This is a genomic window from Streptomyces sp. NPDC058955 (genome assembly GCF_042741435.1).
Taxonomy (GTDB): Bacteria; Actinomycetota; Actinomycetes; order Streptomycetales; family Streptomycetaceae; genus Streptomyces.
Window position 1 is genome coordinate 24413 of record NZ_JBHYKM010000065.1, and the last position, 18710, is coordinate 43122.

An 18710-nucleotide genomic window follows, 5' to 3' on the forward strand; every position below is an offset into this window, starting at 1 on the left:
CGGAGACCGTACCGCACTACGTACGGTGTACGTAACTACGATGGAGGGCGAGGTGATGAGATGGCGGGCCGAGCGGCCGAACCCGAAGTGATCTGGGCGCGCCCCGAGCGCGCGGGCCGCGGCCCCAAACCCGCCTTCAGCAGGCAGGACGTGGTCGACGCGGCCGTCCGCATCGCCGACGCCGACGGCATCGACGCGGTCTCCATGCGGCGGATCGCCGCCGACCTCGGCTGCGGCACCATGTCGCTCTACAACTACGTCCCCCGCAAGGAGGACCTGTACGAGCTGATGGTCGACGCGGCCAGCGCCGAGTACGCCTTCCCGGAGCGGCCCAGCGGCGACTGGCGGGCCGACATGACCGAGCTGGCCCACCAGACCCGCGCGATCATGTACCGGCACCCCTGGCTCTCCCGGGTCATGACCACCGCCTACGGCTTCAGCCCGAACGCCCTGCGCTATCTGGAGTGGTGCCTCGGCTGCCTCGCCCCGCTCGACGTGCCCGCCGGCCTCAAGATGCAGCTCATCGCGATGGTCAACGGCACCGTGATGGCCACCGTCCGCAACGAGCAGGCCATCGCCGAACGCGCCCGCGGCCTGCCCTGGTCCGAGGAGGCGGAACAGGCCGTGCGCGGCGCCTACCTCATGGGCCAGGTGGCGACCGGGCGCTACCCGCACCTCGCCGCGCTGCTCGCGGAGCCGGCCGCCCCCGTCGACGCGGACGAGATCTTCGCGATGACGATCGCGCGGCTGCTCGACTCCTTCGCCCCGTCGGGACCCGCCGGGGAGACCGTCACACCAGCGTGAACTGGCCCTCCGGGCCCTCCTCCTGATGGTCCAGGACCGAGGCCGGGCGGCGCGCCCGGTCCGGCACCGGCAGCACGCCCGCCGCGCGCAGCGCCGACCGGCCCGGCCCGCCGCCCGCCGTGAACGGGGCGCGCTCCGCCTCCCGTTCGCCGAGCAGCGCCAGCACCGTGATCAGGTCGAGGAGTTCGGAGGTCCACTCCTGCGGCCAGGCCGCCGGACCGATCGCCTCCAGCGAGCCCGGCGCGGCCGGCGCGGTCCGGCGGGCGAACCACCGCTCCAGGACCCGCACCCCGCCGACCCGGTACTCCCAGGCCGCCTCCGGCACCGGGGAGATCCGGCCCCCGCCCACGCTCAGCACCTCGTCGACGGGGTCGTACGCCAGTGCCTCCGGGCGCGCCGGGACCGCCGCCCGCACATAGGGCCGGCGCCCGCCCGGCAGCCGCGGCCGGGTCCCGCTCAGCGCGCCCCGCAGCTGGACGTCGAGCAGGTCCCGCCCGAGCGCCACCCCCGCCGCCCACACCTGCGGGTCCGCGGGCAGCGGCACCCGGCAGCCGGCGGGGGAGGGGACGGCCGCCGCGACGACCCAGGCGAGCCACTGGACCGGCTCCACCGCCCCGTACCGCTCCCGCAGGAAGCCGGACAACCCCGGCGCCAGGTTCGGCTCCGCCCCGCCGGGACGCCGGAAGAGCGGCCGGATCCGGCCCGGACGGCCCGCCGGGGACCGCCCCTCGGGCAGCGCGCCGCTCACCACCAGCGGCGGCCCGGCCGCCCCCGGCACATGCCCCTGCTCCACCACGAAGAGCTGCGGACCGCCCGCCACCCGCCACAGCTCGGGGCGGGCGGTGTCGATCAGCCGGTGGTCGGGGAGCAGCCATTCCTCGTCGAAGGGTTCGGACAGCACCCGGACCGGCTCCGGACAGGGCCCGGTCTCGCGGGCGAACCTCCCGGTCCCGGTCCGCTGCCCCGGCAGCGCCGCCACCGCCGTGCCCGGCGTGCGCGCCCGGCTCGGCCGGAACAGCTCCTCCCGCTCGCCGCCCTCCGCCGCGACCAGCCGCTCCCACCGCCCGCGCAGCGTACGGACGTCGGGCGCCACGATCCACGCCCGCCCGAACCGCAGCGGGGCCACCGACCACGGCATCAGCTCGTCGAGCAGGGGCGTGTCCTCGTCCGGTGCGGACGCCTGCCGCCGCGAAGCCTCTGTCACGCCCGGCATGCTAAGCCGTCAGCGGCGCCGGCCGCGGCCGGACCCGGGGAGCGCCACCGGTTCGCGCGGCGCCAGTTCCTCGGACAGACGGCGGTACGCCTCGGGATCCCGCTCGAAGTCGGTCCCGGCCGCGAGGGCGGCCCACTCGGCGTCCTGACCGCGCAGCAGGTCGACCGAGGTCTGGGCGAACCGTTCCCGCAGGCCGTCCCGTTCGGCGTCGGCGAGCAGCCGGCGCAGTGCGGCGACGGCCGCCTCGGCCGCGTCGCGGGCGGCGGGCCCGGCCTGGAGCCTGTTCCGCAGCCCGGCCGCGGGGGCGGCCTTCTCCAGGAGCACCGCCAGCCGCTTCGCCAGCTTCCGGCCGGCCTCCGCCGAGCGGTGTGCCTCGGGCCCGGCCTCCTTCAGCACCCACAGGGCACGGACCAGTTCGGGATCGGGCGCCCCGCCGGGCTCCCCGCGAGCCCCGGCCTCACGTGCCGCCTCCACCACCCGCGCGTAGTCCCCGGCGGCCCGACCGGCCGCCTCGGCCAGCGCGGTCGCGCGGCGCACGAGCCGCGCCTCCACGCCGAGGACCCGGGGGAGGGCCCGGAGGTTCCCGCCGACCAGTCCGATCAGGACGAACGCGAGCCCGAACAGCACCAGGACGTCCGAGGCGGCGGTCTCCGGGGCGGCTCCGAGGTCCTCCAGGTCCCCCCGGTCCGGGCCCTCGGTGTACATGAAGCCGGTCTCCCAGCCGTAGCCGCGGCTGTCGCCGTAGTGCGGCGCCTTGAGGGAGTCGGCCCGGCCGGGGTCGCAGTGGTACGGCCCCTCGCGCGTCCGCTTCTCGTACGGGTCGTGCCACTGGACCCGGCAGACGCCGTCGGCCCTCTCGTCGACCACCGCCAGGTCGATCTGGCGCACCGCGGGATCCGACGCGGTGGCGTACAGGCCCACCGCGCCCGCGAACAGCGCGACGCCCAGCGTGAGCACCCAGCGGAAGAACGGTCTGTGCCTCATGCGATCACCCCCGGCGCCCAGTCTGCCCCGGCGCGGGCGGGCGGGACAGGGGCGAGCCGGGCAGTGGGCCGTCGCCTTCGCTGCCCGGCTCCGGCAACGGCCGTCCCGGCCGCGTCAGTGCGCCTCGACCGTCACCGTGAAGGAGAAGCGGTCGCCGCGGTAGCGGATGCGGGCGACGTCGACGACCCGGCCGTCCTCGTCGTAGGTGACGCCGGTGTAGTGGAGGATCGGGGACAGCAGCGGGACCTGGAGGAGCTCCGCGGTCTCCGGGTCGGCGAGGCGCGCCTCGACGGTGTCGGTGATCCGGCTGATCCGCACCCCGACGACGTCCCGGAGCACCTTCGTCATCGGCCACCGCTCCAGGTCCGCCGGGTCGATGGCGGCGGCGAACTCCGGGCGGACCGCGTTCTCCGCCCAGTTCGTCGGCTCGCCGCTCTCGCCGTCGCGGCGCAGCCTGCGGTAGGTGGCGACCTCGGCCAGGTCCGGGAAGTGCTCGGCGAGCTCGCCGGGCACCGGCTCCGGGCCGTGGCCGAGGACCGTGGTCCGCTCGCCGGACTGCTGGGCCACGATCGCGTCGATCGAGCCGAGCAGCCGGCGCGGCGTGGAGCGCCGGGCGCCCGGCTCGATGAAGGTGCCGCGCCGCCGGTGCCGGCTGATCAGCCCCTCCTCCTCCAGCTCCTTCAGCGCCTGCCGCATGGTCAGCACGCTGACGCCGTAGTGGGCGGCGAGCTGCTCCTCGGTGGGCAGCCGCAGCGAGGCGTCGGGCGTGCGGCCCAGTATGGAGGCGCGCAGGGACTGCGAGACCTGGTACCACAGCGGGAGCTTGCGGTTCAGGACCAGCGAGTCGGGAGCGAAGGCGGTCACGGCGTTCTCCGTACGACGACGGGGTGGGGCGGGGGCTGCGTCAGGACTCTACGGCCGGAAATGACGCTCCAGACCCTGCCACACGTCGTCGTAGCCCCGCTGCAGGTGGTCGGCGCCGGCCGCCTGCGCGGTCGCCGTCACCGGCCAGCGGGTCTCGAACATGAAGGCCAGGCCGTCGTCGATCTTCTGCGGCTTCAGCTCGGCCGCGCTGGCCCGGTCGAAGGTCTCCCGGTCGGGGCCGTGGGCGGACATCATGTTGTGCAGCGAGCCGCCGCCCGGCACGAAGCCCTCCGCCTTGGCGTCGTACGCGCCCTCGATCAGGCCCATGTACTCGCTCATCACGTTCCGGTGGAAGTACGGCGGCCGGAAAGTGTCCTCGCCGACCAGCCAGCGCGGCGCGAAGACGACGAAGTCGACGCCGGCCAGGCCGGGGGTGTCGGACGGCGAGGTGAGGACGGTGAAGATGGACGGGTCGGGGTGGTCGTAGGAGATCGTCCCGATGACGTTGAAGCGGCGCAGGTCGTAGACGTACGGCGTGTGGTTGCCGTGCCAGGCGACGACGTCGAGCGGCGAGTGGCCGTACGTCGCCGTCCAGAGGTTGCCGCAGAACTTGTTGACCACCTCGACCGGGCCCTCGACGTCCTCGTAGGCGGCCACGGGGGCCCGGAAGTCCCGCGCGTTCGCGAGGCCGTTGGCGCCGATCGGGCCGAGGTCGGGGAGCTGGAACGGGGCGCCGTAGTTCTCGCAGACGTAGCCGCGCGCGGTCTCGTCCAGCAGCTCGACGCGGAAGCGGACCCCGCGCGGGATCAGCGCCACCTCGCCGGGGCGGGCGGCGAGCAGGCCCAGCTCGGTGCGGAGCAGGAGGCCGCCGCGCTCGGGGACGATCAGCAGCTCGCCGTCGGAGTCGCCGAAGACCCGCTCCATGGAGGCGTTGGCGTGGTACAGGTGCACGGCCATGCCGGTGCGCTGGGTCGCGTCGCCGTTGCCGCCGAGGGTCCACAGGCCGGCCAGCCAGTCGGTGCCCGGCGCCGGGTCCGGCAGCGGGTTCCAGCGCAGCCGGTTGGGGTCGGCGACGGTCTCCGCGAAGGGCGCGGTGCGGACGGCGCCGTTGTCCGTCCTGACGAACGGCGGGTGGGCCGCCGACGGGCGGATCCGGTACAGCCACGAGCGGCGGTTGTGCGCCCGCGGCTCGGTGAACGCGCTGCCGCTGAGCTGTTCGGCGTAGAGCCCGAGCGGGGCGCGCTGCGGCGAGTTGCGGCCCTCCGGCAGGGCGCCGGGGAGCGCCTCCGAGCCGTGCTCGTTGCCGAATCCGGTGCTGTAGGTGAGCGCCTCGGCCGTCTTCCTGGCCTGCTCGGTCGTCATCGCCCGCTCCTGTCCTGCGCTGGTCCTGAAAGGATTCCTATGGATGACCGTAGGATTCCGCGCCGCTCCCGTCAACGGGGCGGCCCGACGAGCCGGCGCGGCCGCCCTCCGATCCGTCCGTGCACGGCGGGGTCAAAAAGATGAACAATGCTCTACTCTCGCGGCCATGTCGTGGACCAGAAGGCTCGTCTCCGTGCTCTCGGTCGTGCTCGCGGTGCTCGCCGCGGCCCTGCTCACCGCCCCCGGCGCCCAGGCGCACGAGGAGCGGCCCGTCACCTTCCCCGACGGCTCCGGCAGCGTGCCGGAACTCCGCACGGGCGAGCCCGACCTCCTCGTCTGCAAGACGGACCGGGCCGACTTCGACCGCCGGATCGCCGCCTTCCCGGCCGCCCTCAAGGCCCGCAACCTGGAGCTCTTCGCCCGCTGCGGCCGCTCCGGCTTCCGCCACCTCCAGCAGGCCGTCGACGCGGTGACCAAGCCCGGCACGACCATCGCGATCCTGCCCGGCCTGTACGAGGAGGAGCCCTCGCTGCCCGCCCCCACCGGCGCCTGCGCCTCCCTGGAGGCCCCGACGTCCTCCTTCGGCTACCAGATCCTCAGCTACGAACAGCAGGTGCGGTGCCCGCACAACCAGAACCTGGTCGCGATCCTCGGCAAGAAGGACCTCCAGATCGAGGGCACCGGCGCCTCCCGCCTCGACGTGGTCATCGACGCGAAGTACGCCAAGCTCAACGCGATCCGCGCCGACAGGTCCGACGGCGTCTACTTCCGCAACTTCACCGCCCAGCGCACCACCTTCAACTCGCTGTACGTCCTCGCCGCCGACGGCTTCGTCATCGACGACGTCCTGACCCGGTGGAACGACGAGTACGGCTTCCTCACCTTCGCCTCCGACCACGGCCTCTACAAGAACTGCGAGTCCTACGGGAACGGCGACTCCGGCATCTACCCCGGCTCGGCCTCGAACATCAACGACGGCCGCGGCTACGACGTCCCCCGCTACTCCATCGAGATCACCGGCTGCCGCAGCCACCACAACATGGTCGGCTACTCCGGCACCGCCGGGGACTCCGTCTGGGTCCACGACAACGAGTTCGACCACAACATGGGCGGCGCCTCCATGGACTCCGCCTTCCCCGGCCACCCCGGACTCCCGCAGAACCACGCCAGGTTCGAGCGGAACCTGATCCACGACAACAACGAGGACTACTACCCGTACGTCGCCGACGGCACCTGCGCCAAGCCGCCCGCCGAACGCGGCTACGAGAACGGCGTCGTCTGCCCGCAGATCTCCATGCCCCCCGGCAGCGGCATCATCACCGCCGGCGGCAACTGGAACCTCTACGAGGACAACTGGATCTACGGCCACGACCGCACCGCCTTCTACCTCAACGCCGTCCCCGCCTTCATCCGCGGCGAGTCCGCCTGGGCCAAGCAGACCGACACCTCCCACCACAACCGCTACGCGAACAACCGCCTCGGCACCGACAAGGCCGGCAACTCCCGCCCCAACCGCACCGACGTCTGGTGGGACGGCCAGGGCAGCGCGAACTGCTGGCAGTCCGACACCGGCGCCTCCAGCCCCCGCGCCCTGCCCGCCTGCGGCGCCGCCCGCGGCGAGGTCTCCGGCGCCACCGCCCGCCTCGTCGGCGAACCCGTCAAGCTCGCCCAACTCCTCGTCTGCGCCGACTACAACGTCCAGGCCCGCCGCCTCCCCGCCGGCTGCGACTGGTACGGCGCCCGCGGCCTGGAGCGCGTCGAGACCCAGCTCGCCCTCGCCGCCGCCCTCCTCCTCGCCCTCGTCGGCACCGCCCTGTGGTGGCGCCGCCTGCGCGGCCGCCGCCTCGCCGCCGCGGCCCTCGCCACCGGCCTCGCCGGCCTCGCCCTGGACGTCGCCGGCTCCACCCTCACCCTCGCCCCGACCTACGTCCCCGCCCTCGCCCTCCTCCTCACCGGCACCTGGTGGACGGTCACCGGCCTCCTCCTGCGCCCGACCCGCCCGGTCTTCGCCTGGACCACGGTCGTCCTCGGCCTCCTCACCCTCCTCGACGCCTTCGACAAGGCCGTCCTGATGATCCCCGGCATCCCCCTCAGCCCCGCCTGGCTCCGCCTCCTCCTCGGCGTCGTCTGGGTCCTGTGGGCCGTCATAGCCGCCGGCACCCGCCCCACCCCCACCCCCGCCACTCTCGCGCCCCCGGCCCCCAGGCCCACCAAGCCGGCAGATCCCGCCGAGCCGGCCGATACCGCCGGTCCCGCCGAGCCCGTGGAAGAGGCCACCGCATGAGCCGTCTCCGCACGGCGGTCGCCGCCACCGCCGTCCTGCTCCTGGCCGCCGGCTGCGGCGGCCGCCCCACCACCCACCACAAGCCCGGCACCGGCCACGAGCAGGCCACCGGCACCGGCGGCACCCTGCTCGCGGCGCGCGACGAGTCCGGCCACCGCCTCCGGGAACTCCCCGCGGCCGACGCGCCCGCCGTCCGCGCCGAGGCCCGCCCGGACAGCGAGGGCGGCTGGAACGTCCACCTCACCGTGGAGAGGTTCCGCTTCACCCCCGAGTCCACCGGCGGCGGAGCCCTCGCCGGCCGGGGTCACGCCCGCGTCCTCGTCGACGGGCGCGAGACCGCCCGCGCGTACGGCCCCTGGTTCCACCTCCCGCCCGGCGCCCGCACCCTCACCGTCCGCCTCCACGCCGACGACCACACCGTCTGGGCCGTCTCCGGCAAGCCCGTCCAGACCACCCTCCCCCTCACCTCCACCCCTTCCCCGACCACCACCCCCACCCCGAACCCCACTCCGACGCCCACGTCGACCCCCACCCCGACCCCCACCCCGACTCCCACTCCCGTCGGCCGCACCCTCGACGTCCGCGTCACCGGCTCGACCGTCACCCCCGCCCCCTCCCGCGTCGAGGTGCGGAAGGGCGAGCGGATCACCCTCCGCGTCACCTCCGACCGGGCCGACACCGTCCACGTCCACGGCTACGACCGCGAGGCGGCCCTCGCCCCCGGCACGCCCGCCACCCTCACCCTCACCGCCGACCGCACCGGCCTCTTCGAGGTGGAGACCCACGAGTCCGGACTCGTGCTCACCCAACTGGTGGTCCGGTGACCGCCGTCCAGGCCCCGCCCCTCCCGCTCGCCCACGGCGTCGGCGCCCAGCACGACCTGCCCCTGTCTCCCTTCTACGCCTACGCCGGCGCCTTCACCGCGCTCCTGGTCTCCTTCCTGGGCCTCGCCCTGCTCTGGTCCGCCTCCCGATTCCGCGGCGACCGCGCCGGCCGCCCCCTGCCCGCCTCCCTCCAGCGCCTCGCCGACGCCCCGGCCACCCGTACCGCCCTCCGTGCCCTCGGCGCCGCCCTCGCCCTGCTCTTCCTCGCCCACCTCCTCCTCGGCCCCGACGATCCCGACCGCAACCCCGCCGCCGGCGCCCTCTACGTCCTCCTCTGGGTCGGACTCGTGCCCGCCTCCCTCCTCCTCGGCCCCGTCTGGCGCCTCCTCAACCCGCTGCGCGCCCTCCTCTCCCTCCGCCCGCCCGCCAAACCCCGCCCGATCCCCGCCGCCGTCGGCATCCGCCCCGCCGCCGCGGGACTCCTCCTCTTCGCCTGGCTCGAACTCGTCGCCCCCGACAACACCTCCCGTCCCGTCCTCCTCACCGCCCTCGCCGTCCATCTCGCCGTCCAGCTCCTCGGCGCCGCCCGTCACGGCGCCGCCTGGTTCGCCCACGCCGACCCCTTCGAGGTCTACTCCTCCCTCCTCGCCCGGCTCTCCCCGCTCGGCCGCCGGGCCGACGGCCGGCTCGTGCTCCGCTCTCCCTTCAACGGCCTCGACTCCACCCCCGAGACCCCCGGACTGGTCGCCACCGTCTGCGTCCTCCTCGGCACCACCGCCTACGACGGCCTCTCCGACAACCCCCGCTGGATCACCGCCCTCCAGACCTCCTCCCTCGACCCCACCGTCCTCGCCACCCTCGGCCTCCTCGCCGCCGTCGCCCTCGCCGCCGCCTGCTACGGCCTCTGCGCCGGCGCCCTCCGTCTCCTGAACCGCGCCCTCACCACACCCCTCACCTCCTTCGCGCACTCGCTGCTGCCCATCGCCCTCGGCTATCTCGTCGCCCACTACTTCTCACTCCTCGCGGTCGAAGGACCACGTACCGTCATGATGGCAGCGGGCACTGACAACGCCCCCTCGCCCGCCCCACCGCTGGGCCCCGCGGGCCTCGCCGTCCTCCAGGTCGCCGCGATCGTCACCGGCCACGTCCTCGGCGTCGTCGCCGCCCACGACCGGTCCGTCCGCCTCTTCCCGCCCGCCCGGGCCGTCGCCGGCCAACTCCCGCTCTTCGCGCTGATGATCGCGTACACCCTCGGCGGCATCGGACTGCTCATCGCCTGAACGGGATCGGAGCGGCATCATGGACCCCGTGCCCCAGCCCCGCCCGTCCGGCCCGCCGCCCGCGCTCCGCCGCACCCCCGTCCAGCAGCGCAGCGCCGAGCGGCTCGCCCGCATCCTCGACGCCTGCGCCGGCCTCCTCGACGAGACCGGCTACGAACAGCTGAGCACCCGGGCCGTCGCCGTCCGCGCCGGCGTCCCGATCGGCTCGGTCTACCGCTTCTTCGGCAACAAACGGGCCATGGTCGCCGCCCTCGCCCACCGCAACCTCGACCGGTACGCCGAGCTGATCGCCGCCCGCTTCGAGCGGACCGCGGTCCTCGACGCGCACTCCGCCATCGACGGCGTCCTCGACGAGTTCATCGCGATGAAGCGCAGCGTCCCCGGCTTCGCCCTCGTCGACTTCGGCGTCCCCGCCGCCGAGGAACCCGGGGGAGCGTCCCCGGAGGACCCCAACGGCCTGGTCGCCGAGCGGATCTGCGGCCTGCTCGCCACCCACCTCGGCCGCGCCTCCGACGAGACGCTGCGCCGCAAGGTCCTCGTCGGCGTCGAGACCGCCGACACCCTCGTCCGCCTCGCCTTCCGCGCCGACCCGGACGGCGACGCCGCCCTCATCCGCGAGACCCGGCAGCTCCTCCACGCCTACCTCGCCCCCTCCCTCTCCGCCTGACCGCCCGGCATGGCCTCTCCGCACTGACCGCTCGGCATGGCCTCTCCGTATCGGCCGCTCGGCCTGGCCGCCGACGCGCGTCCGCCCTCCGACCCCTCCCCACCGTGCCTACCGGTCGGTATGCTCGCGGCGAGCCGCCGCCCCGCCACCGCCCACGGGAGACGTCATGCCCACCGCCCCGCGCATCTGCCCGCTCTGCGAAGCGACCTGCGGACTCGTCCTGACCCTCGACGGCAGCCGGGTCACCGGCGCCCGCGGGGATCGCGACGACGTCTTCAGCCGAGGCTTCGTCTGCCCCAAGGGCGCCGCCCTCCCGCAGGTCGACGCCGACCCCGACCGGCTGCGCACCCCGCTCGTCCGCGAGAACGGCAGCCTGCGCGAGGCGAGCTGGCAGGAGGCCTTCGACACGATCGCGGCGAGAATCCGCCCCCTGATCGAGGATTACGGCCCCGACTCCCTGGGCATCGTCCTGGGCAACCCCAACGTCCACACGATGGCCGGGGCGCTCTACCCGCCGCTCCTCCTCCGCGCCACGGGCACGAGCAACCTCTTCACCGCCTCCACGCTCGACCAGATGCCCAAGCACGTCTCCAGCGGCCTCCTCTTCGGTGACCCCTTCGCCGTCCCCGTGCCCGACCTGGACCGCACCGACCACCTCCTGGTCATCGGAGCCAACCCGCTGGACTCCAACGGAAGTCTGTGCACCGCCCCCGACTTCCCCGGCCGGCTCGCCGCGCTCCGCCGCCGTGGCGGCACCCTCACCGTCGTCGACCCCCGCCGCACCCGCACCGCCCGCCTCGCCGACCGCCACCTCGCCCCCCGGCCGGGCACCGACGCCCTCCTCCTCGCCGCCCTCGTCCACACCCTCTTCGCCGAGGACCTCGCCGCCCCCGGCCCGCTCGCCGGCCGCACCGAGGGCATCGACCAGGTCCGGGACGCCGTCCGGGAGTTCACCCCCGAGGCCGTCGCCCCCGTCTGCGAGCTCGACCCCGGCGCGATCCGCGCCGTCGCCCGGGAGCTCGCCGCCGCGCCCACCGCCGCCGTCTACGGGCGGATGGGCAGCTCCACCGTGGCCCACGGCACCCTCGCCAACTGGCTCGTCGACGTCCTCAACGTCCTCACCGGCAACCTCGACCGGCCCGGCGGCGCCCTCTTCCCCCGCTCCGCCACCGCCCCCGCGCCCCGCCCCGCCGGGCCCGGCCGCGGCTTCCTCCTCGGCCGCCGCCACAGCCGCGTCTCCGGACACCCCGAGGTCAAGGGGGAGTTCCCGCTCGCCGCGCTCGCGGAGGAGATCGACACCCCGGGGGAGGGCCGCATCCGGGCGGTGATCACCATCGCCGCCAACCCCGTCCTCTCCGCCCCGGACGGACTCCGGCTCGACGCCGCCCTCGACACCCTCGACCTGATGGTCTGCGTCGACCCCTACCTCAACGAGACCACCCGCCACGCCGACGTCCTGCTGCCCCCGCCGCCGCCCTCGCAGAGCGCCCACTTCGACTTCGCCTTCAACGGGTTCGCCGTCCGCGACCAGGTCCGGTTCACCCCGGCCGCCGTCCCCCTGGAGCCCGGCCGCATGGACGAGTGCGAGATCCACGCCCGGCTGGTCCTCGCGGCCTCCGGCATGCACGGGGCGCCGCCGTCCGCCGTCGACGACCTCGCCGTCGACACCGCCCTCGCCAGGGCCGTCACCCAGCCGCACTCGCCCGCGTACGGGGCCGACCCCAAGGAGTTCGCCGCCGGGCTCACAGGGGAGAGCGGCGCCGAGCGGCGGCTCGACCTGATGCTGCGGCTGGGCCCGTACGACCTCACCCTCGACGAGCTCAAGGCCCGCCCGCACGGCATCGACCTCGGCCCGCTCAAGCCCCGCCTGGACGAGGTCCTGCGCACCCGCAGCGGCCGGATCGAACTCCTCCCCGAGCCGATCGCCGCCGACCTGCCCCGGCTGCGGGCCGCCCTCGCCGCCGTACCCGAACCGGGGACGCTGCGGCTGGTGGGCCGCCGCCACCTGCGGTCCAACAACAGCTGGCTGCACAACACCCCGGCCCTCACCGGGGGTTCGAACCGCTGCACCCTCCAGGTGCACCCGGACGACGCCGGCCGGCTGCGGCTCGCCGACGGCGCCCCCGCCCGGATCAAGGGCGCGGGCGGCGAGCTGACCGCGGAGGTCGAGGTCACCGACGCGGTGCGGCCCGGGGTCGTCAGCCTCCCGCACGGCTGGGGTCACGACCGCCCCGGCACCCGCCTCACCGTGGCCGCCGCCCGCCCCGGCGTCAACGTCAACCAGCTCCTCGACGGCACCCTCCTCGACCCGCTCTCCGGCACCGCCGTCCTCAACGGCTTCCCCGTCGAGGTCACCCCGCTGGCACCGGCAGGGCGGCTGTGACCTGGGGTTTTGCTCGTATTGCTCACGCGCTGACCCCTTGTTGAGGCCGGAAGGAGGCACCTACGGTCATCCGGACCGCCGCTCGGCGGCTGTTCAACGGTGAACGTGAGGTGCCTCCATGCTGACCGTCCTCGGCTTCGCCATGATCGCGACCTTCCTGGTCCTGATCATGATGAAGAAGATGTCGCCGATCGCGGCGCTCGTCCTGATCCCCGCCCTGTTCTGCGTCGCCGTCGGACAGGGCGCGCAGCTCGGCGACTACGTCATCGACGGCGTGAGCAAGCTGGCTCCCACCGCGGCGATGCTGATGTTCGCGATCGTCTACTTCGGCGTCATGATCGACGTCGGTCTCTTCGACCCGATCGTCCGGGCCATCCTGCGCTTCTGCAAGGCCGACCCGGTCCGCGTGGTCGTCGGCACCGCGGTGCTCGCCGCGATCGTCTCCCTCGACGGCGACGGCTCCACCACCTTCATGATCACCGTCTCGGCGATGTACCCGCTCTACAAGCGGCTCGGCATGAGCCTCGTCGTCCTCACCGGCGTGGCGGCCACAGCCAACGGCGTGATGAACACCCTGCCCTGGGGCGGCCCCACCGCCCGCGCCGCGACCGCGCTCAAGCTCGACGCCGGCGACATCTTCGTCCCGATGATCCCGGCCCTCGCGGTCGGCCTGGTCTTCGTCGTCGCCCTCGCGTACGTCCTCGGCCGCCGCGAGCGCAAGCGGATCGGCTACCTCACCCTCGACGAGGCCCTCGCCACCGGGACCGACGGCGAGACCGTCCTGGTGGGCGCCGGCGGCGGAGCGGACCGGGCGACGGGCAAGGGCGAGGGCCGCCCGGCGCGGCGCTCGGGCGGTACGGCCTCCGGCGCCGCCGGCACCGGCACGGGCGGCTCCGGTGCGGCGGACCAGGACCCGGCCGCCCCCGGCTTCCAGGGCCTCGACCCGAACCGCGCCACCCTGCGCCCCCGGCTGTACTGGTTCAACGCCGCCCTCACGGTCGCCCTGCTCACCGCGATGATCCTGGAACTGCTGCCGATCCCGGTCCTCTTCCTCCTCGGCGCCGCCCTCGCGCTCACCGTGAACTACCCGCGCCCCGCCGAGCAGAAGGAGCGCCTGGCCGCGCACGCGGAGAACGTCCTCAACGTCGCCGGCATGGTCTTCGCCGCCGCCGTCTTTACCGGGGTCCTCACCGGCACGGGCATGGTCAAGCACATGGCCGACTGGCTGGTCGGCGCCATCCCGGACGCGATGGGCCCGCACATGGCGCTCGTGACCGGTCTGCTGAGCCTGCCGCTCACCTACTTCATGTCGAACGACGGCTTCTACTTCGGCGTCCTCCCCGTCCTCGCCGAGGCCGGTGCCGCGCACGGCGTCTCGCCGCTGGAGATCGCCCGCGCCTCGCTGGTGGGCCAGGCCCTGCACATGTCGAGCCCGCTGGTCCCGGCCGTGTACGTGCTGGTCGGCATGGCGAAGGTGGAGTTCGGCGACCACACCCGCTTCACGGTGAAGTGGGCGGCCCTCACCTCGCTGGTCGTCCTCGCGGCGGCGATCCTCTTCGGCATCGTCTGACCGGGTCTGGGCCGGACGGGGGACCGGCCGCGGGGCTTGCGCATGTCGCGACCGCGCGTGTTCCTCTCGTGACAGATAGTCGGATTATCGGTTGAAATGTCCGACGACATCCTCACGGAGGAACACGCATGCGTGCTCGCACCGCCCGCCCCCTCGCCGCCGCGTCCGGTCTCGCCCTGGCCGGCCTCGCCCTCCTCGGCGCCGGCCAGCCCGCGTACGCCGCCCCCGGCGACAACGGCGACGTGAAGATCCACAAGGCGTCCACCCCGGCGAACGACCAGCGCAACGAGCCGAAGGTCTGCAAGTTCTACCTCGCCGCCTTCAACTTCGACGAGGACCAGGCGATCACCTGGAAGATCGAGCCCCAGCCAGCGAAGCCCGGCGGAGCCACCTTGAGCGGCGGCTTCACGCTTCCGACCGGCACCGGCCGCACCGAGAACAACTACAGCCTGCCCGACGGCATGTACAAGCTCACCTGGAACTTCCAGGGCGAGCAGGGCGCCGGCAAGCACAAGGTCTTCCAGGTCGACTGCGAGAACGGCAACGGCAACGGCGGCAACGGCAACGGCGGGCACGGCCACCACAAGCCCCCGCACGGCCCGGTCGGCGCCGGCGGCGGCGGCAGCGCCGAGATCGCGGCCGACGAGGACGCCTCCGCCTTCGGTGTCGGCGCGGCCGTCGCCGCCGGCCTCGCGGGCACCGTCGGCCTGGTGCTGATCCGCCGTTCGCGCCGCCGCAACGATGGCGCGGCGTAAGGCCCGCCTCACGCGCCGGCAGCGACGCCTCCTCCGGCTCACCAGGACCATGGCGGTGACCGTGGTCCTGGTGACCGGGGGCGTGTGGTGGAGCGGGGACGGGGACCCCGCCGACCGGCAGCCCGTCGCCGGGGCCGACGCCAAGTCCGACGCCGGGGCGTCGGCCGCGGCGCCCGGCCCCGCCTCCGGTGCCCCGGCCGCCTCCGGCGCCGCCGACCCCGGCCGCGCGGACGCGGCCCGGAGCCTTACCGGCCCCGCCGCGAGCCGTACCGGGGCCACGGGGAGCCGGGCCGGCGCCACCGCCCGGGCCCGGGCGCCCGAGAAGCCGGCCGCCCCGCCCGCCCCGCTCGCCCGCTCCCGTCCCACCCTCGTCGCCGTGCCCGCCATCACCATCGAGGCGCCCACCCTCGACCTCGGCCTCGACCGGGAGGGGCGGCTGGGCGTGCCGCCGGTCGACGATCCGCAGAAGGTCGGCTGGTACGCCCGCGGCCCCGCGCCCGGCGAGCGCGGCACGGCCGTGCTGGTCGGCCACCGGGACACGCTGACCGGACCGGCCGTCTTCCTCGACCTCGACTCGCTCGGCCCCGGCAACACCGTCCGGGTCGCCCGCGCCGACGGGCGGGTCGCCGTCTTCACCGTGGACAAGGTGCGCACGTACCCGAAGTCCGCCTTCCCCGACGAGGAGGTGTACGGCTCCACCGACCGGCCCGAGCTGCGCCTGCTGACCTGCGGCGGAGCCTACGACCGGGGCTCCGGCTACGACGCCAACATCGTCGTCTTCGCCCACCTCACCGGTGTCGACAAGACGATCTGAACCGCGCGGACCGCACCGGCCCCGTGTCGGGTACCGTCGCCCCCAGCGGGGCCGGCCGGCCCCGGCGCGGGGCCGTTCCGCGCGCACCCGCCCGGTCCGCCGCCGGCGCCCCGCCCCGCGGCCCGCTCCGCGATGAGATCCGCCCCACGCCGACAGGCCCTGGCGCCCTAAAACTATCAGCGCTAGTTTGGGGCGGCGGCGCCGAGCGGATCGGCCCCGCCGCAGGCGAGCGGTCGAGCGGACCGGGAATGGGGAAGCTGATGAAGGCCCACGACGCGATGTACATCGGTGGGGAGTGGCGCCCCGCGGCCTCCTCCGGGACGATCCCCGTCACCGATCCGGCCACCGAGCAGGTCATCGCCCACGTGCCGGCCGGCACCGCCGAGGACGTCGACGCCGCCGTGCGGGCCGCCCGCGCCGCGCTGCCCGGCTGGGCCGCCACCCCGCCCGCCGAGCGGGCCGCCCGGATCGCCGCCCTGCGCGACGTCCTCGCCGCCCGCGCCGAGGAGATCGCCGCCACCGTCACCGCCGAGCTCGGCGCCCCGCCCAGGCTCGCCGCGGCCGTGCACGCCGGACTGCCGGTCGCGGTCGCCGGCTCGTACGCCGAACTCGCCGCCACCCACCCCTTCGTGGAGAAGGTCGGCAACTCCACCGTCTACGCGGAGCCGGTCGGCGTCGTCGCCGCCATCACGCCCTGGAACTACCCGCTCCACCAGATCGTCGCCAAGGTCGCCCCGGCCCTCGCGGCCGGCTGCACCACCGTCCTCAAGCCCGCCGAGGACACCCCGCTCACCGCCCAGCTCTTCGCCGAGGCCGTCCACGAGGCGGGCCTCCCGGCCGGCGTCTTCAACCTGGTCACCGGCATCGGCACGGTCGCGGGCCAGGCCCTCGCCGAGCATCCCGGCGTCGATCTCGTCTCCTTCACCGGCTCCACCGCCGTAGGCCGCCGCATCGGCGCCCTCGCCGGCGGCGCCGTGAAGCGGGTCGCCCTCGAACTCGGCGGCAAGTCCGCCAACGTGATCCTGCCCGGCGCCGACCTCGCCAAGGCGGTCGCCGCCGGCGTCGCCAACGTCATGTCCAACTCCGGTCAGACGTGCAGCGCCTGGACCCGGATGCTGGTCCCCGCCGATCGGTACGAGGAGGCCGTGGCCCTCGCCGCCGAGGCCGCCGCCAAGTACGTCCCCGGCGAGCGCCTCGGCCCGCTGGTCAGCGCCCGCCAGCGCGACCGGGTCCGCGGCTACATCGAGAAGGGCGTCGAGGAGGGCGCCCGGCTCGTCGCCGGCGGCACCGAGGCCCCGCTGGAGACCGGCTACTACGTCTCCCCGACGGTCTTCGCCGACGTCACCCCCGGGATGACCATCGCGCAGGAGGAGATCTTCGGCCCGGTCGTCTCGCTCCTCCGCTACGAGGACGAGGAGGAGGCCCTCGCGATCGCCAACGGCACCGAGTACGGCCTCGGCGGCGCCGTCTGGGGCGAGGAGACCGAGGCGGTCGCCTTCGCCCGCCGCATGGAGACCGGCCAGGTCGACATCAACGGCGGCCGGTTCAACCCGCTCGCCCCCTTCGGCGGCTGGAAGCGCTCCGGCGTCGGCCGGGAACTCGGCGCGCACGGCCTCGCCGAGTACCTCCAGACCAAGTCCCTCCAGTTCTGAGCCCCGACCCGCCCGCAGTAAGGAGACACCCGTGATCCGTGCCGCCGTCCTGCCCGCCGTCGGTGCCCCCCTGGAGATCACCGGCATCGAGCTGCCCGAGCCCGGCCCCGGCCAGGTCCGGGTCCGGCTCGCCGCCGCCGGCGTCTGCCACTCCGACCTGTCGCTGACCAACGGCACCATGCGGGTCCCCGTCCCGGCCGTCCTCGGCCACGAGGGCGCCGGCACCGTCGTCTCCGTCGGCGAGGGGGTGAGCCATGTCGCCCCCGGCGACGGCGTGGTCCTCAACTGGGCGCCGTCCTGCGGCTCCTGCCACCCCTGCTCGCTCGGCGAGGTGTGGCTCTGCGTCAACGCCCTGAACGGCGCGGCGAACGTGCACGCCCGCGCCGCCGACGGGCGCGAACTGCACCCGGGCCTCAACGTGGCGGCCTTCGCCGAGGAGACCGTCGTCGCCGCGAACTGCGTGCTGCCCGTCCCGGAGGGCGTACCGCTCGCCGACGCCGCCCTGCTCGGCTGTGCCGTCCTCACCGGCTGGGGCGCCGTGCACCACTCGGCCCGGGTCCGGGCGGGCGAGACCGTCGCCGTCTTCGGCGTCGGAGGCGTCGGCCTCGCCACCCTCCAGGCCGCCCGGATCGCCGGGGCGTCCACGATCGTCGCCGTCGACGTCTCCCCGGAGAAGGAGGAGCTGGCGCGGGCCGCCGGGGCCACCGAGTACGTGGTGGCCTCGGAGACCACCGCCCGCGAGATCCGGAAGCTGACCGGCGGGAACGGCGTCGACGTGGCCGTGGAGTGCGTCGGCCGCGCCGTCACCATCCGGACCGCCTGGGAGTCCACCCGGCGCGGCGGCCGCACGACCGTCGTCGGCATCGGCGGCAAGGACCAGCAGGTCTCCTTCCACGCGCTGGAGATCTTCCACTGGGGCCGCACCCTGGCCGGCTGCGTGTACGGCAACTCGGACCCGGCCGCCGACCTGCCCGTCATCGCCGGCCACATCCGGGACGGCAGCTTCGACCTGGGCGCCCTCGTCACCGAGCGCATCACCCTGGACGGCATTCCCGGCGCCTTCGACGCCATGCTCGCGGGCAAGGGCGGCCGCGCCCTCGTCGTCTTCTGACCCGAGGGTTACGTCCTCCGGAGCGCGACCCCGAGGCCCGCCCCGGTGGGCGGGGCAGGAGGCGGCCCGCCTCCGGCTGTCCGCGTACACCCGCGGGGGGGCGCCCGGCGCCACCGGCCAGCCGCTTGCGGTCGCCCCCGCCC

At 74.9% G+C, this 18710-nt stretch carries 15 protein-coding genes; 11 read left to right on the forward strand and 4 right to left on the reverse strand.

The annotated features are described in order from the left end of the window. Nucleotides 1–60: 60 nt before the first annotated feature. The gene (locus tag ACFW1I_RS23450; RefSeq protein ID WP_384673113.1) at nucleotides 61–804 is read left to right on the forward strand and encodes a TetR/AcrR family transcriptional regulator; all 744 of its coding nucleotides are present in this window, start codon (nucleotides 61–63) and stop codon (nucleotides 802–804) included. Here ACFW1I_RS23450 and ACFW1I_RS23455 read toward each other — a convergent pair. The 4 genes from ACFW1I_RS23455 to hmgA all read right to left on the reverse strand — a co-directional run bounded on the left by ACFW1I_RS23455 (nucleotide 791) and on the right by hmgA (nucleotide 5227). Continuing rightward, nucleotides 791–2017: a type ISP restriction/modification enzyme gene (locus ACFW1I_RS23455; RefSeq protein ID WP_384673116.1), complete on the reverse strand. Its 1227-nt coding sequence runs from the start codon at nucleotides 2015–2017 to the stop codon at nucleotides 791–793. The two genes, ACFW1I_RS23450 and ACFW1I_RS23455, sit on opposite strands and share 14 nt — an antisense overlap. Before the next feature lie 9 nt (nucleotides 2018–2026). Continuing rightward, nucleotides 2027–3001, reverse strand: a complete 975-nt coding sequence (locus ACFW1I_RS23460) for a hypothetical protein (RefSeq protein ID WP_384673118.1) — start codon at nucleotides 2999–3001, stop codon at nucleotides 2027–2029. Nucleotides 3002–3115: 114 nt separating this feature from the next. Next, entirely contained in the window at nucleotides 3116–3865 is a 750-nt protein-coding gene (locus ACFW1I_RS23465; protein ID WP_384673121.1) for a GntR family transcriptional regulator, read from the reverse strand. A gap of 48 nt (nucleotides 3866–3913) precedes the next feature. Continuing rightward, on the reverse strand, nucleotides 3914–5227 hold the full coding sequence (gene hmgA / locus ACFW1I_RS23470; protein ID WP_364943831.1) for a homogentisate 1,2-dioxygenase: 1314 nt from the start codon (nucleotides 5225–5227) through the stop codon (nucleotides 3914–3916). A 166-nt stretch (nucleotides 5228–5393) separates the two neighbouring features. Here hmgA and ACFW1I_RS23475 point away from each other — a divergent pair, with 166 nt between their 5' ends. The 10 genes from ACFW1I_RS23475 to ACFW1I_RS23520 all read left to right on the forward strand — a co-directional run bounded on the left by ACFW1I_RS23475 (nucleotide 5394) and on the right by ACFW1I_RS23520 (nucleotide 18567). After that, nucleotides 5394–7511 carry a right-handed parallel beta-helix repeat-containing protein gene (locus tag ACFW1I_RS23475; RefSeq protein WP_384673124.1) on the forward strand — a complete coding sequence of 706 codons (2118 nt, stop codon included), beginning with the start codon at nucleotides 5394–5396 and terminating at the stop codon, nucleotides 7509–7511. Next, complete coding sequence (locus tag ACFW1I_RS23480; RefSeq protein ID WP_384673127.1) at nucleotides 7508–8335, forward strand: hypothetical protein; 828 nt, start codon at nucleotides 7508–7510, stop codon at nucleotides 8333–8335. Before ACFW1I_RS23475 ends, ACFW1I_RS23480 begins: the two co-directional genes overlap by 4 nt. Further along, nucleotides 8332–9615 carry a hypothetical protein gene (locus ACFW1I_RS23485; RefSeq protein WP_384673128.1) on the forward strand — a complete coding sequence of 428 codons (1284 nt, stop codon included), beginning with the start codon at nucleotides 8332–8334 and terminating at the stop codon, nucleotides 9613–9615. The genes ACFW1I_RS23480 and ACFW1I_RS23485 overlap by 4 nt, the downstream gene beginning before the upstream one ends. Before the next feature lie 19 nt (nucleotides 9616–9634). Beyond that, nucleotides 9635–10282 (forward strand): TetR family transcriptional regulator, encoded by a 648-nt coding sequence (locus ACFW1I_RS23490; RefSeq protein WP_384673131.1) that lies wholly within the window; start codon nucleotides 9635–9637, stop codon nucleotides 10280–10282. 166 nt (nucleotides 10283–10448) lie between these two features. Next, on the forward strand, nucleotides 10449–12665 hold the full coding sequence (locus ACFW1I_RS23495; protein ID WP_384673133.1) for a molybdopterin oxidoreductase family protein: 2217 nt from the start codon (nucleotides 10449–10451) through the stop codon (nucleotides 12663–12665). Between the two features lie 118 nt (nucleotides 12666–12783). Then, nucleotides 12784–14235 (forward strand): CitMHS family transporter, encoded by a 1452-nt coding sequence (locus ACFW1I_RS23500; RefSeq protein WP_384673136.1) that lies wholly within the window; start codon nucleotides 12784–12786, stop codon nucleotides 14233–14235. 128 nt (nucleotides 14236–14363) lie between these two features. Continuing rightward, nucleotides 14364–14990, forward strand: a complete 627-nt coding sequence (locus tag ACFW1I_RS23505; protein ID WP_384673139.1) for a hypothetical protein — start codon at nucleotides 14364–14366, stop codon at nucleotides 14988–14990. 49 nt (nucleotides 14991–15039) lie between these two features. After that, nucleotides 15040–15804 carry a class F sortase gene (locus ACFW1I_RS23510; RefSeq protein ID WP_384673142.1) on the forward strand — a complete coding sequence of 255 codons (765 nt, stop codon included), beginning with the start codon at nucleotides 15040–15042 and terminating at the stop codon, nucleotides 15802–15804. Between the two features lie 260 nt (nucleotides 15805–16064). Continuing rightward, nucleotides 16065–17456 carry an aldehyde dehydrogenase family protein gene (locus tag ACFW1I_RS23515; RefSeq protein WP_384673144.1) on the forward strand — a complete coding sequence of 464 codons (1392 nt, stop codon included), beginning with the start codon at nucleotides 16065–16067 and terminating at the stop codon, nucleotides 17454–17456. Nucleotides 17457–17487: 31 nt separating this feature from the next. Continuing rightward, complete coding sequence (locus ACFW1I_RS23520) at nucleotides 17488–18567, forward strand: Zn-dependent alcohol dehydrogenase (RefSeq protein WP_384673147.1); 1080 nt, start codon at nucleotides 17488–17490, stop codon at nucleotides 18565–18567. The last annotated feature ends 143 nt before the right edge of the window (nucleotides 18568–18710 follow it).